Source organism: Vibrio sp. B183 (genome assembly GCF_000740665.1).
GTDB classification, from domain to species: domain Bacteria; phylum Pseudomonadota; class Gammaproteobacteria; order Enterobacterales; family Vibrionaceae; genus Vibrio; species Vibrio coralliilyticus.
Genome location: NZ_JPQB01000015.1, coordinates 281,673 through 296,407 on the forward strand (window position 1 = coordinate 281,673; position 14,735 = coordinate 296,407).

Sequence of the window (14,735 nt, forward strand, 5' to 3'; positions counted from 1 at the left end):
GTGAACCATGAACAATAACACCCAGCCACGCCCTTTTGGCCAATCATCCGCAGCAAACAAAACCCAAAACATTGGGAGTCGGGTGAATGAAACAAAGGGTAGCGACACGCTAAATGAGACATCAGCCTTTGATAGGTACGATGCAATGCGGAGGTTAGCTGAAATGTCATTGCCCGTGGATACCAACACGATAATGAAAAATGTCGACAACGTAATCGCAGACGCCATGCAAGCGATTAATCATTCGTTGAAACAGTCGTCGGATTACATCGACGGCGAACGGCAAAAATTGATGCAGCAGCCCCCGTCACTATCGCAAGCTTACCAGCAGCAAGATCAGGGCAATGATATTTCAGAGTTTGATCAAAGCCCTCAACCCACTCAACCCATATTGGGCGAAGAGGGAAAAGATGGAAAAGGGCGAGATAATGGGCAAGGTACACCTAGCTCGAACTTAAGCAGCTCAAACCCACTTAGCACGCTCAATAGCCAGGCAGCGGAAACAATGTCAAACATCGCACAGGGTTACGAAAGTAAGCTCATGGCAACACATCAAAACAAGCAGCAGCAAGTGATGAACAAACAAGCCTCGTTAACACAGGCCGCGTTCGACATGCAGCAGCAAATGATGGAAAAGCAGCAAACCTATCAGCAGCAATTATTGGGTATGGACGATCCTGCGTTGAATGTTTTAACCGCAGAAGCCAAGCCACACTCTATGAGTCAGCCAGAAGCTATGAATCAGCAAGAGCCAGTGGAGCAGCATCCCCCTCATGGGGTAAGTGAATAACCATTCTGCAAGGACAAAAATGGTCGAATAAGGCAAAAAGACAACCAAGTAGGCAACAGTATGATTAAATTAGACAAACTTAACGTTGAGTTAAGCGCTGATTTGAGCGTAAAACAGGCAGCTGCAAACAAGCAGATGAAAGAGCTGGTGGAGCGGCTGAGCCAAGCACCCAAATACCACACGCTAACGAAACAAGATCGTCAAGTGTTATCAAAAGAAGGGTACGCGCCCGATCTGGCAAATAACTTAGTTCTGATCACACAGCGTGATGGCAGTACTCGCTCTTCAGCGCAAGACACACTGCAAGTGGGCTTTACTTACGCAGCGTTTGATCCGGCACTATACGCTAGCCGTGATGTTCATACGGCGTTAGAGCGCTTATCACATTGCTGCTGCTGTTACTGCGAAAGCTTCTTAATGCCAACAGGGGCAGGGGAAGTTGGGCACTTTCGTCCCGTCACCTTGTTAGATACTGATGCCAGTCAAAGTAGTGACAAACGCCACTCTTGTTCACCTTACTACTTGCAAGCGTACGACCAATCAAACCTAGTTTATAGCTGCCCAGAATGTAACAGTGACCAAAAAGCAGGCCAGTTTCCAATTGTGGGTGAGCGCAACGCACAAGATGTCACCCAAGAGAAGCCACTACTGGTTAACCCCTATCAAGAAGATCCGCGTGATTATATCCGCTTTAATCCACATAACGGCCACGCTTACGCTTTTGATCAAGTGTGCCGCTTTTACCAAGCCAAACATCATCGAACGCCAGCGCAAGTGGAGGTACTGATGTGGCAAAAGCCCGCCAGTATTCCAAACCAGTTCACCACCAGTGGCGAGCTGCTTACCGACAGCCAAACGCAGCAGCAGTACGAAGATTGGCTAGCGCATAACGATAAACCCAGCAAAGGCGAGCAGACCATTCGCGTACTTGGGCTAAACCGACCGCCCTTAGTGCTGGCGCGGTTAGCAATGGCAAAATCGTTAATGGCAGGCTACAAAGCCCACCAACAAGCAGCGCCTGCAAAAACTGATGCCAAAGGGGCGAAAGCAGAGGTTGAACACGACAGCATTGCATACCGAAGCATGGCAATAGACATAATACAAACCTTAAACCAGGCGAGTTCAAGCTCATTGAACACAGAGCCATCGAAATCAGGCCGACAGAACACTGCGCCAGCAGGCAAGCCACATAGGAAAGTAACAAATCAACAAACAGCGAAACCAGATGCGGTAAACAAACAGTCAGTGAGTGAGGAAGGCGGGCAAGTAAAGGTTTCGAATGCGCTGGCATCTCAAGTACTAGCGTCTAAGGCCGTCAGCTCAAAAGAGCCTCAAACCATAGCAACTTGGCTGCGATCTTGTCTTAGTTACCTGGTATTAGAATCGGAACTGACGCAAACCAATAAACGACGATTAGTCTGCTTGTCGGCAGAAGACAAAGTATACGGTGGCACCGACACCGAAAAATGTGTGTTTTTGCCCATAGACTGGAAGCGAGATTTACATAACGTCATAAAGGTTAAATCGAACCGCAATATATGGGAAGCCAGCTTTTTAGAACTGGCACATTCACGGCCACACGAGCTTATAAACCTGTTCGCCAATAACGACGTATGGGTAGAGGGTGAATTTTCACCACTGGCTTAACCAAATAGAACATCGGTAGCCAACAAGCATTTTAAGGTTGTCTACCCATGTAAGGACTTGTAACACAAGGCAAGAAATAGCGAAATTAACCAAGGAGAAACATCATGAGCCAAAGAAAACAATCTGACAGCACACAAGAGTTCCATGCACAGCAAGAGGTGATCCATCAAGAGCAAGTCGCCAGCCATAGTGTTGCTTACACTGATGAGAGTGTCGCTAGGCAAATTTACGGAACCAATAATGTTGCCCAAGCCGTAAAAGAGGCCGAGCAACAAGCGCTAAGTGCAGTTGCTGCAACCGAATAGCCTGTAACGGCTAGCCAACGAGTCATCCGTACCCAGTGTATTGATGGCTCATTTCAACCGCCTCTTCACACCTCAGGGCAAGGCTATTTGTGAAGAGGTTTTTTTAACATTTGACAACTCACCCTAACCTTGACTTTACCAACGACGGCATCGGTTATACCAAGTCGCCAAGTAAAAACCAGCATAAAGTAAAGATATAGCAAAGTTAAAAAGGCAAGCAAGGACGGTAACGCCAATGAAAACGCAGCCATATTTAAAACGGACAAGCTTAAAACGGATAAACCCGCCACTGTTTGGCGTGAAGCACCACAAATGGTTAGCGCAGCGTGCGGCAAGTAATGCGGCTTCGCCATGCGTTAAAGTGGCAACGAAGCCTTTGCCTGTTAGCCTGCGCCAAGGCATGGAGCGTATATCGGGTGTAAATCTTCAACGGGTGCGCGTGCACTACAACTCACACAAGCCAGCCCAAGTTCAGGCTCACGCTTACGCACAAGGGGAAGACATCTACCTCGCTCCAGGGCAAGAAAGCCACCTACCGCATGAGCTTGGCCACGTAGTTCAACAAAAAATGGGCATGGTAGAGCCAACCATTGAAGTCAATGGTGTAGCAGTAAACGACGACCCAAGGCTAGAGCAGCATGCGACGGAGTTGGGGGAAATGGCGGTAAGGGTGGGGGGATAGAGCTCCTAATTGCACCCCTGGAAGAAATGGGGTGTGATGGTAAAAGGCCATGGCTCATTAACAGCCGGTTCATGGTGTTAAAGAGTCACTTTTAGTAAAGAGATAGTCTAATTAAAGTCCACGGTGGCTTCGCCACCATGTTGTAGGCAACTGAAAACAGCCTATAACAATCATTAAAGTCCAATTAAAAAGGTTTGAGATATGTATGCACAAGTAGAAAAGCCAAAAGAGAATAAGAGTAGGACGGTAGCTAATTCTATTGCTAAGAAGAAAGGTAATGGGAAGGGAGTTGTGCAGAAAACACGCTACAATGATTTGGACGGCTTGCTTGATAGTACGCCGTTCACTCTTAACCGAGATAAACTGTCCAATGTAGTAAAAAGCCATTTGTCAGAGGCACAAGAATTTATGCAATATGTTGATTTCAAACATTCAGACGAAGCTCAGATGGAAATAGACCCAAATATCATACGACAAGATGGATTAATTACAGTTAATTACGACAAAGACAATGCTAAGGGCTTGGAAGAAGATGTGTATGTCGGACAATTAATACACGAGTTGATTCACGTTGCTAACAGGAAGAGATATAAACCAAATAATGCGAGGATGGATGACACCTATATAAATCTGAATATATCACCTCATGACGGGAATAGTCGAATAAAGAAAGATCGAAATAATGAATATTACGGTTGGAATGGAACACAAATAAGTGATCATAAAAAGCAAACACTAACTCTAAAAAACAATATTGAGGAATTAGGGAACGCTTTAGAATGGGACAAGGATGAGATGAGTGAAGATCAATATCGCCATATATTATATAGGCTGGGTTATGCAAGTAGTAAACCACACCTAGAATACGATACAGTGCTTTTTGACATAGCTTATTACATGGAAAAACAAAACTTAAAAGACACTAATATGTATGAAGATGTCATACAGCTGCTGACGGAAGCACAAGACCGACGGCAGAAAGGTGGAGCTGCAACGGAAAGGACAAAAGCATGATACAAAATGAAATGATTAAGCGAGTGACCCTGTAATGTAGAAAAGACATGGGTCAATATAAATTCATGAGAGTTGATAAAGCCCATAACATCGAATAAAGACAATTAAAAAGGTTTGAGATATGTTTGCACAAGTAGAGAAGCCAAAAGAGAATAAAAGTAGGGCGATTGCTAATTGTGTTGCTCAGAAGAAAAGTAATGGGAAGCAAGGTTTTGGGTTATTGGATAATCGATCAATAGGGCAACGTCACCTTCAGAACCATAGAATTTTACAGAGGGCTGTAGATAAAGGTTTAAAAGTTGACACTCCTGTGATTCATAAAGGTAATACTGGGTATGTAATCGAAGAACTAACGACAGAGAAAGGAGTGCATGGGTATAAAGTTGAGTTTCCGATAGGTAAATATGTAGGCACATCATTGACTATATTTGTACCATCAGCAGTCCTAACCTTGGGCACCCAGGGAATTAACCAAAAGATAAAAAGACTCGACGCCAAACGACAGGAAAAAGATCTGGTTAAAAAAAGGCAACAGGAAGTCCAGAACGAAAGTCAACTTAATCAAATTTCGCAGGGTAACGAACCACAGATAAGCCAAATTCAAAATACCGTGCACGGAGAGATGTTATGGAACCCTCGGATAACTAATATAGATATGGACCACATCATGGAGGGGCACGGACAATATTCCACTGTACAGGGGAAAAGCAAATGGAATATGAACAAGGAACAGGTGGAGGAAACTATAAAGGAAATATTTAACGATAAAAAAGATAATATCGACAAGTTTACCATCGGGAATAAAAAAAATAGCAACCTAGAACAAGGATACCTTAAGAAAATAGGTACAACTGGGAGCGGGAAGGATAGTTATAGAGTAAAAGTCATGGTGGACGTGAGAAACATGACTGGCGAGTGCCATATCGTTAATGCTTATCCAATTTAATACCTTATACGAAAACACCTATGACTATAAAAACGAAACAACCTAATAGGACAGACACTCTAAGAAACGTCTTTCGATAACTAACTAACCAATCGATTACATCTAAAAAGTAGGGGACTCTTGAAACAGGAATGTGGGCTTTTCTAAGCTAATGGCGTGAACTAAAGTCAGCGTATGACAAGAAGGATCACGCATGACAACCGCACGTAGCCAACAAATTAGCTTAGAAGCCACACCCTATTATCATTGCGTATCTCGCTGTGTGAGACGCTCATTTTTGTGTGGCTATGATGCCACCACCCAAACTAACTACGAACACCGTAAAGGGTGGGTAGAAACTCGTATCAAAGCGGTAGCCAAGGCATTTTGCATCGATGTGTGCGCCTATGCAGTAATGAGTAATCATTACCATATTGTGCTGCATGTGAACCGTGGCAAAGCTCAAGCATTAACGCAGCAGGAAGTCATTGAACGATGGACATCCTTTCATTTGGCTCCCGTTATGGTTCAAAGAAAATTACGCGGAGAAAAACTGACCAAACCAGAATTGCGGGTGTATCAGGGCATCATCGAAACTTGGCGAGAGCGATTGTATTGTGTTAGTTGGTTTATGCGCCTAATCAATCAGTTTATTGCAAGCGAAGCCAACAAAGAAGACAGCTGCACGGGGCACTTTTGGGAAGGGCGATTTAAAAGCCAAGCGCTACTTGATGAAAAAGCCCTTGCCGCAGCCATGGCGTATGTCGATCTCAACCCAGTGCGAGCGGGAATTGCCGATACGCCAGAGAACTCAAGCCATACCTCGGTGCAGTTGCGCATCCAATCGGTTGGAGGTCATCGAGTTACGCCGCCCAACCTATTTCCATTTACGGGCTACCCGAGGAAAAACCGGCTCGAAGGTTTGCCGTTTCGGCTTATGGACTACTTAGAGTTGGTGGATTGGACGGGGCGGCACATTCGCAAAGGTAAAAAAGGGATGATCCCCAACGTTACGCCTCCCATACTGGAGCGGCTTGGGTTTAATTCCCACACTTGGCTGAAGAGTTGTTTCAATATTGAGCGCGGCCAAATGGTCGGTAGTGCGAGCAGTATTAGTACGGCGTTGCCAAAATTCAAGCGCCAGCGCGGAACTGGGGTAGTAATCCCCTAGAAAGCGGTCGGATAGGCATATTTTTTAAAAGCGTAGATTATACCAAGCGATTAATTGCACACTAATTAGACTGATACGTTCATCGACTTTAATCAACGAAAGGAACGGCTTATGTCTGAAACTAACCCCAACTTTGACGTCATGAGAGCCTACATATCAGAAAATGAGGGCTATCGACCCACAGTCTATAAAGATACGCAAAAGAATGAAACGATAGGGATTGGCTACAATCTTAACCAAGATGGAGCAAAAGATACTATCGAGGCCCTTGGCGTAAATTATCAGGATCTGTGTGACGGAGCAGTATCGCTAACCAATACACAAATCAATACCTTATTTGAACAAAGTATCACCACAGCGATTGAAGGCGCTCGGCAAACGGTAAGCAATTTCAGCGAGATTGATCCTACAAGGCAAATTGTAGTCGTCGATATGGTGTTCAATATGGGTCAACCAAGCTTTGCTGGGTTTAAGGAGATGATCGCGGCCGTTGAAAGCAGCAAATGGGAAGAAGCGGCCAAGCAAATGCAGGATTCTCTTTGGTATAAACAAGTGGGCGAAAGGGGAGTGCGGGATGTGCAAAGCATGCAACAGGGTGCGTTAGTGCCTATGCCGAATCGCTTAAGCTAAGTACGAGCAGCCTAAGTTTTACCTATCTAAAACGAAAAATGACCAAGACCAGCTCTTTGGGTTACGGCAGAGTAGAGAGAACTATGCCGCTGCCAGAGAGCTTTTTTATGACTAACGACAATATTATCGCCTATACAAATCAAAACCAACCGCATAACCCACCAAACGACAGGGCCTCCAGTACTGGAGGCTGGGCTAATCGCCCCCTCACAGAAGCACGCGGGAAGAAAAATAACGCTTCCTTACTTACCGAGTATGCCCAATGGTGCGAAACCCTAATACAAACGCGGCTGCAGCTCTATTTTGGACAAGAGTGCAGGTACTCATGCGTTCGCGATATACCCCCGCCAGAGTTGGCGAATCACAAAGGGACATTAGCCACGTTCGTTGCCAGCCATCAGCTGGATTTCGACGCGCAACTTTTATTGGCACTGGCACTGATGCCCACGGTAAAGCCGCAAGTGTTAGATGTGCTTATGATGCGTAACGACAACATAGAGCGCCCCTATACCGAATTTGGCGGTGCAGAAGCAAACGGGGCAGTGGTAGCCAACGGCGAAACCCTTGCATTTCTATTAGGGGGAGAGTGCATCGCCACTCGGCTAAAGGTGCAGCGTTGGCTAAGCCATGCTTTGACGGGGGATGTGAATGGCTTGAGTCAGGGGCAAGCTGCGGTTGCGGCTGAGTTAGAGCAGCCCGAATTTGCTCTAACCAACCCATTAAAACTGCCACTGGTGTTTAATGCCAATCACAACGCCCTGCTTACTTTAGGAACACCTGCCAAAGCGGCAAAGGGAGCAGGTTTTCCTGCCCAGTTGGTGGAGCCCAAGCACCACATTGAATCCTTAGTACTGCCCGATTCTGTTCTAAAACATTTGGACGACATTCACGCCTGGGCGCAGCATGGGCATACACTGGCCAATGAATGGGGTATGGAGCCACACATACGCCCCGGCTATCGCGCACTGTTTTATGGCCCATCGGGCACAGGGAAAACCATGACAGCAGGCTTACTTGGCCAGTTACTGGGTAAAGATGTGTATAAAGTGGATCTGTCACAAATTCACTCCAAATACATTGGCGAAACTGAAAAGAACTTAGCACGGGTGTTTGCCCTTGCCGAGCAAAATGACTGGGTACTGTTTTTTGATGAGGCGGATGCGGTGTTTGGTAAGCGTACCCAAACCAGCAGTTCAAACGATCAGTTCGCCAACCAAAATGTCGCCTATTTACTTCAACGCATTGAATGTTTTACTGGGCTAGTGATTTTGGCATCCAACTACAAAGACAACGTCGACGATGCCTTCTTTCGCCGCTTTGAAACCGTAGTGGCGTTCCCGAAACCGGAATCGGACCAGCGCCTAGCCATGTGGAAAAATGGATTCTCTGCCAAAGCTGAGCTGGCACCAGATGTCAATTTAAAGCAGATAGCCCTGCAATACCCCCTCTCGGGCGCATCGATTATGAATGTAATTCGTTATGTGTCGCTAAAGGCCATCGCTCAATCACGCAATGTGATCAGCTTAAGTGACTTGCTGGAAGGGATCGAAAAAGAGAACGGTTCAACCAATCAAACGCGCTGGTAATGTCGGTTATCAGCGCCTTCAATCATGCCTAATACCCTAAATACCCGAGTGATTTTACCAACGGTAAAAAGAAATCCACTCGCCGTAATAGGTTTTACCAACCTCCTCCGAATTAATCCCATTTAAGTGCCAACATCTGCCAAGTTGGTAGTTTCTACGCTGCATATAGTTAACTTAGCAAGCCAAGGTAAATACCTTGTTTAATTCGCAACAGTGTGGAAAACAACGACAGAGAGGAAAGGATTATGCCGGCTGATATATCAGTAAAAGGATTAACAACAGAAGAGCTATCAAAGGCTATTGCAGATGCAACCGTAGCAGCGACCACAGCAGTGGCAAAAGCGACTACGACCGCCAACGCCAGTTTAACGCTGAAAACGGAAAATGCATCGGCTAATGCAAACGGTTTTAAGGCTGATAGGGTGGTAACTGAAGGGTATTTACAAGCCAACTATGCCAAAGCTCATGACTATCTGTTTTGTTTAAGGGAAATAAGTTTTGAGGAGGATGACAACGATCTATCGGCATTTAGCGTCCAAGAGCTAACTTCAATATTAGATCCCAACGGTTGTGATTTAGCAATGATGCCGTTGATTAAATTTACCGAACATACAGAGAGTAAGTGGTTAGAAGCGATGGAGTCTTTAGCTAAAGCAATTATGGACGTAGTGATTATCGAGGGATGGAGTCACCTTACGAAACCAAAGACAGACAATGATATTAACACAACTAGTCTTCATGAGCATTTAAGCAACATAATATCCGATCATCAATGGGTATCAGGAATCTTAAGCTGGACCCTCGGTAGTGATGATCCAGTTTCAACTCTTTGTCAGCGTATTATTGAGGAGGGAAATAAGGTTAAAGGAAAGTTCACTAATAATTTCAGGCATGAAATAATGGCAATTCTGCATGATATCTTTCCTAACTATCGGCCACTAAAAGTGACTGCGGCCAATATAATGCACAGGCTCAAGTCTCTTGGCCTTCCGATAGATGTGACTATTTGGTTTGATAATGAAAACCTCAAACAGAGCGTGAGAGATACTAAGTTTATTAGCGAACTTACCGATGCAGGGTACTCAGTTGGCTACTTTGGCGGCGGCGATTGTGCTTGCCCACAAGGTAATGGCAACGTGCAAAATGGATCTATCGTGTTAGATAACGTTCAATGCGGCCCGAAAACGGAAGCCGGTGGTGGCATCCAAACCTTCACCATTGGCGATAACGGCGGTCCTTGCAAAATCCGCTGGATCAAGCCTCAATAACCCACTTCACTCGCAGGCCCAAGATTTGTCTCGCTCACTTGCGGCCTGCACCTTAGCGTTTTTCACCTCAGTGTTTGTCTTGGGTGTATTTACCCATTCTTACCTATCTTTACCTAGGTCTTACCTAACCAACCTTAGCTTCAACCAATTCAATTTGCCTTCTAATCGGTAGAGTAAAGCTATTCGTTATTTCGTGATGATTTGCCCATCGCCCCTTTTCTGGCGTCGTGTGGGTCATACAAAAGGGAGAAGCTAGGTATGTCACCTTCAGAACAACTTGAGCAATTAATACCAGCAGAAGACGCCTCGGTAACCGAAGGGTTCAACACAGCGGCGCATGCAGAACCAGAAGCGGAGCCAGCCGCAGATCTAAGTACTCAGGCGACAAACCAGCAAACCAATGGCAAAGAAATGCTTGAGCCAGTAGAAGGCCATGATCAATCGCAAGGCGATTTAGGATCATCACTTGTGCCTACCGCAGAGCAGAGTGTCAATTCCGATGAGCCCGAAGCGGTAATTCAACGCCAGTATCGTAGCCGTGACAACGACTATGTGTATGCGGTCGGGGTGCTAAAGCCTGAATTCCCAAATCAGGGCTTGCTTGAAGCCTTCTACAGCGCGGCTCAAAACCTTAATGTGAGTGAATACGACTATTACGCCGTGCTCAACCATGTTGAAGGTAACAACCATCGCCCATACTTCTACATTGCCGAGCAGATCAACTGGGTGCTCTCTATTCACGATAAAGAGACCTATCAGTTGCAGCCACGTTCAAAAGCGGAGTTAATGTGCTTTATTCAGGCTCTAAAACCGCCAGAGAACAGTTTACTTTCGGTGCTCTCGACTGTCGTTGGTGTGGTTGATGACAGCGCCAGCGCTACGGGCAGTGACAACGAGGAAACGGGTTTAACCAAAGTGGTGTGTAACCACCTGTTTAGCCAAACCTTAGACAGCCTGCACGATATGCTGCAAAAGCAAACAGGCGTTAACACATCCGTGATTCAAGATGTATTGAAGGGACTGGAGTATCAGCCTAATCAAGGCCGCAGTGATTTCAGTCGCGCCAAGAACTACCTTGCTTACCGCTACCCTGAGCTTTATCTGACCACTCATACCATGCAAAAAGACGAGGGTACCAGTGTCGCTGGCTACTTTTTGCAAGATGTTAACGCCAGTTACAGTGATTTGGCTTCGCCACATGTCATTGTGGATTTGACCTTCAGCTACAAAAACAAGGGCAGAGACAACGGTCACCCGCCAGAGGTCTATTTTCATTGCAGTGTGGATGTAACCCACCAATTTCCGTTTGTAAACACGCCACTGCAAAAGTATATGCCATTTACGTTAATGGCAGGCTAATGGCTAACAATTATTAAGGAGATACACATGGGTATGAATACCTTTAACCAAATTATGGGCGAGTCGTATGTGTACGCACTGGGATCGATTCGCCCCTACTTGTCCAGCCGCGACTTACAAAAAGAGTTTGACGCGGCTGCCAAAGCATTGGGCTTAGCTGACGACGACTATTATGGCGTATTCAGCTACAGTGAAACCACCAGTAACAACCAAAGTATCACTTTTCGCCCGTATGCCTACATCGCGGAAAAAGCCAGCTGGGTGTTTACGATAAATGACGTCGACACTTATATGGTTGTGCCAAAATACACCAACGAATTGGATGCCTTGATTGCGGCGTTAAATCATAGCGTGGTGGGGGACACGGTAGCGCTTATTGGGACTATGGTGAAAAGTACTAAGAATGAGGGAAAGCTAAAACCGTCAGACAGCGATCTACAGCTGCCAAGTGTGGTATGTAATCACGTTATCACCCAGTCTGCCAAGCAAACGCCGCCGATTGTTATTAAGCACAACGATGGGTTTAGTGCTTCTCGCCGCGCCTTGAACTATTTGGTGTTTAATTTTAATACGCTGATTAAAGGCAAACTCGATCTGTCTGGGCAACTTATTGAAATCCAGTATCAACCTTATACCAAGGATTCCAACCGTTTATTGATAGAGATGATCCTCACCTATAAGAGTCAGAACTTAGAAAGTTTCTATTCCTGCGGCATTGATGTGACAGATGGATACCCATTTGTTGATTTTCCACTAAGAAATTATGTGCCAAAAGCGGCCTAAAGGGGAGGGATATAACAATGCAAACCCAACACACCACAAGCAAACCGTTTGAACCCGTTAATTCTCAGAGTGTGAATGCCCAAAACGTGAATACCCAAAGCATAACGGCCCAGCGCGCTATTGGGACACTCGATGAGTCGAAAAGTACGGATGTCAGCCCACTAGAGCAAATCAATTACCCGCCCACGCAGGAGTATATTTATGTGGTGGGCCATGTGAACGCGCATTTTCCGAACTTAAGTGTCGAGAAAGAGTTCTATCAAGCTTGCGTATTGTCGCAAGTAGATGTATCGAGCATAAAATCCGTCGACGATGATGTAGCGCTTGCTAAGCTCAATCAAGATGCCGAACTCACTCCTCTACTATTTAAAGGGTTAGGGCTGCCTGAAAACGAATATGTGGCACGCGAGATGAATTGGCTACTCAGCAATGTGGATAACGATGAAGTGTATACCTTAATTACTGACTCAGATGATAGTATGCGCCAGTTTGTTGCAGCGCTTGGCTTAGAAACGCAACCTGTAATTTTGATTGGGCAAATGATGCAAGATGGTCGCGTATTAGTGAGTAACCTGATCCCTTGTAATTCTACTCCAGTAAATAAAGACCATTTAGAGTCTCAAAACACGAACATGAAAGAGCTGGTAGAAGAGATCCGTTCACTCAATAGTAACAACGGCATACGGAATGAAGACAGAGCGCTTAACTATACGTTGTATAACAACAGTAAGGTGTTCAGCGAGTCGTATAATTTATGTTACAACCCTAACCCAAGCGGCCCAAACCCTAATGGCTACCAGTTGGTGAATGTGGAAGTGGTGACCGATTGGAGCGGCGATAGGTTGGTGTCTAAGCTGATATTTAATTATCAGGGCATTAATACTGGCGCGAAGCAGAGCTGGTATTCAACGGTAGATGTAACTGGGGAGTATCCGTTTACCCTAACAGAATGGAAACGGTTTTTGCCTCGCTATTAGAGGGATTACATACAGAGTTTTTAGGCGAAGCCGAACTGTATGCTTGTCGTTCAAGAAAGGGCTACTTATAAGTAGCCCTTTCTTAGTTTTAAGCTTCTTGCTGATTCATTTCTTCTCTTGCTTCTTCTTCAATCAGTGAATCAACGATCACAGCACAAGCGGCGTCACCTGTGATGTTCAATGCAGTACGGATCATATCGAAGATACGGTCAAGAGCGAACAGTAGAGGTAGACCTTCGATAGGGATACCTGCTGCCAGAAGAACGGCAACCACTAGGAACGAAGGACCAGGTACACCTGCTTGGCCAACTGCACCAAGCGTCGAGGTAATAATGATGGCAATGTATGCGCCCATACCAAGATCGATGTTGAACAGTTGTGCGAAGAAGATCGCGACCAAACCGTAGTAAATTGCGTTACCTGACATGTTGATCGTTGCGCCTAGCGGGAGAACGAAAGACGCTGTCGAGTTTCTTACACCTAGCTCATGCTCACAGGTATCCATCGTGACTGGCAGAGTCGCCATTGATGAAGCGGTAGATAAAGCCACGGCTTGAGGCTTCTTCATCGCTGTCAGGAATTTCTTCGCAGAGGTCTTAGTGAAGATGTGAACCATAAGAGGGTAGGCCACGAAACCAAAGATAAGAATTGCAGCGATGTAGACAACAAACAGTTTGAATACCACCATTAAGGCGCCAAAACCGAATGTCCCGACTGCTTCTGCCATCAGGCCAAATACGCCTAGCGGAGCAATGATCATAACCTTGTTGATCATCCAAACCATTGCATCAACGATACAATTTACTCCGTTGATGATTGGGTCACGACGCTCTTTAGCTTGCTTAGAAATCGCAATGCCAAAGAACATGCAGAATACTAGGATTTGCAGTATGTTTGCTTCATTCAGTGACTGGAAAACGTTTGTTGGGATCATACCTGTGATGGTTGCCCAGAAAGAAGGTAGTTCACCTTTAGAAGCGTATTCAGAAGAGAACATGCCCTCGATGCCTGAAACATCGATACCCATGCCTGGTTTGAATACTTCACCCATAAACAGTGCTAGGGCAACAGCAAGTGCTGACGTTAAGCCAAAGTAACCTAAGGTGACCAAGCCCACTTTACCAGCAGATTGGCTATTACCTAAACCCGCAGCACCTGAGATCAAGGCTACGGCGACTAAAGGGATAACCAGCATTTTTATTAAATTGATAAAAATCGCACCTAATGGAGCGAAGATGGTAGCGCTGTCTCCCATGAAGGCACCCACGGCAGTACCTACAATCATAGCGACGACAACCTGAACGCCAATGTTGCTTAGCAAATTCTTTTCTTTTAACACTTCCATAACCTCTGTGCTAACAAAATTTAAATTCCCAGAATTACCATCTAAGTTAAATATTTTAATTAGATAATAATTTCGCCTCGCTTTTTACACGTTATTTTTACATTTAGCAATAAGGTGCAAAGTCAATCGAGCCAATTAAAAGCACTTTTATTGATGGGTGATAATTTTTTAATCAATGGCAAACGTTTGCTATTGGTTTGTAGGATGGATTTTGGCTTTGTAATACATTGTGTGATTAGGAGGTGGGGTGGAG

14 protein-coding genes are annotated in these 14,735 nt (G+C 45.4%); 13 read left to right on the forward strand and 1 reads right to left on the reverse strand.

Annotated elements, in window-relative coordinates:
• The first annotated feature begins 7 nt into the window (after nt 1-7).
• From IX95_RS17575 to IX95_RS17635, 13 genes are all read left to right on the forward strand, one after another.
• Nucleotides 8-790 carry a hypothetical protein gene (locus IX95_RS17575; protein WP_038162436.1) on the forward strand — a complete coding sequence of 261 codons (783 nt, stop codon included), beginning with the start codon at nt 8-10 and terminating at the stop codon, nt 788-790.
• Between the two features lie 60 nt (nt 791-850).
• The gene (locus IX95_RS17580) at nt 851-2,437 is read left to right on the forward strand and encodes a hypothetical protein (protein WP_038162439.1); all 1,587 of its coding nucleotides are present in this window, start codon (nt 851-853) and stop codon (nt 2,435-2,437) included.
• 104 nt (nt 2,438-2,541) lie between these two features.
• The gene (locus IX95_RS17585; RefSeq protein ID WP_038162442.1) at nt 2,542-2,742 is read left to right on the forward strand and encodes a hypothetical protein; all 201 of its coding nucleotides are present in this window, start codon (nt 2,542-2,544) and stop codon (nt 2,740-2,742) included.
• 235 nt (nt 2,743-2,977) lie between these two features.
• The gene (locus IX95_RS17590; RefSeq protein ID WP_081885446.1) at nt 2,978-3,424 is read left to right on the forward strand and encodes an eCIS core domain-containing protein; all 447 of its coding nucleotides are present in this window, start codon (nt 2,978-2,980) and stop codon (nt 3,422-3,424) included.
• A gap of 201 nt (nt 3,425-3,625) precedes the next feature.
• Nucleotides 3,626-4,438, forward strand: coding sequence for a hypothetical protein (locus IX95_RS17595; protein ID WP_038162444.1), 813 nt, complete (start codon nt 3,626-3,628; stop codon nt 4,436-4,438).
• A 121-nt stretch (nt 4,439-4,559) separates the two neighbouring features.
• Nucleotides 4,560-5,384, forward strand: a complete 825-nt coding sequence (locus IX95_RS17600; protein WP_038162446.1) for a hypothetical protein — start codon at nt 4,560-4,562, stop codon at nt 5,382-5,384.
• A 193-nt stretch (nt 5,385-5,577) separates the two neighbouring features.
• Nucleotides 5,578-6,534, forward strand: a complete 957-nt coding sequence (locus IX95_RS17605; protein WP_038162449.1) for a transposase — start codon at nt 5,578-5,580, stop codon at nt 6,532-6,534.
• Between the two features lie 111 nt (nt 6,535-6,645).
• A complete protein-coding gene (locus IX95_RS17610) occupies nt 6,646-7,164 on the forward strand; it encodes a glycoside hydrolase family protein (RefSeq protein ID WP_038162451.1) in 519 nt (172 codons plus the stop codon).
• 107 nt (nt 7,165-7,271) lie between these two features.
• Complete coding sequence (locus IX95_RS17615) at nt 7,272-8,750, forward strand: ATP-binding protein (RefSeq protein ID WP_081885457.1); 1,479 nt, start codon at nt 7,272-7,274, stop codon at nt 8,748-8,750.
• Between the two features lie 245 nt (nt 8,751-8,995).
• On the forward strand, nt 8,996-10,018 hold the full coding sequence (locus tag IX95_RS17620; RefSeq protein WP_038162453.1) for a hypothetical protein: 1,023 nt from the start codon (nt 8,996-8,998) through the stop codon (nt 10,016-10,018).
• A gap of 258 nt (nt 10,019-10,276) precedes the next feature.
• Entirely contained in the window at nt 10,277-11,377 is a 1,101-nt protein-coding gene (locus IX95_RS17625) for a hypothetical protein (RefSeq protein WP_051912598.1), read from the forward strand.
• Nucleotides 11,378-11,404: 27 nt separating this feature from the next.
• Nucleotides 11,405-12,160 (forward strand): hypothetical protein, encoded by a 756-nt coding sequence (locus tag IX95_RS17630; protein ID WP_051912599.1) that lies wholly within the window; start codon nt 11,405-11,407, stop codon nt 12,158-12,160.
• Between the two features lie 17 nt (nt 12,161-12,177).
• Entirely contained in the window at nt 12,178-13,137 is a 960-nt protein-coding gene (locus tag IX95_RS17635; protein ID WP_051912601.1) for a hypothetical protein, read from the forward strand.
• A gap of 88 nt (nt 13,138-13,225) precedes the next feature.
• Here the strand turns inward: IX95_RS17635 and IX95_RS17640 are convergent, their stop codons facing one another.
• Nucleotides 13,226-14,482: a dicarboxylate/amino acid:cation symporter gene (locus IX95_RS17640; RefSeq protein WP_038162454.1), complete on the reverse strand. Its 1,257-nt coding sequence runs from the start codon at nt 14,480-14,482 to the stop codon at nt 13,226-13,228.
• Between the last annotated feature and the right edge of the window lie 253 nt (nt 14,483-14,735).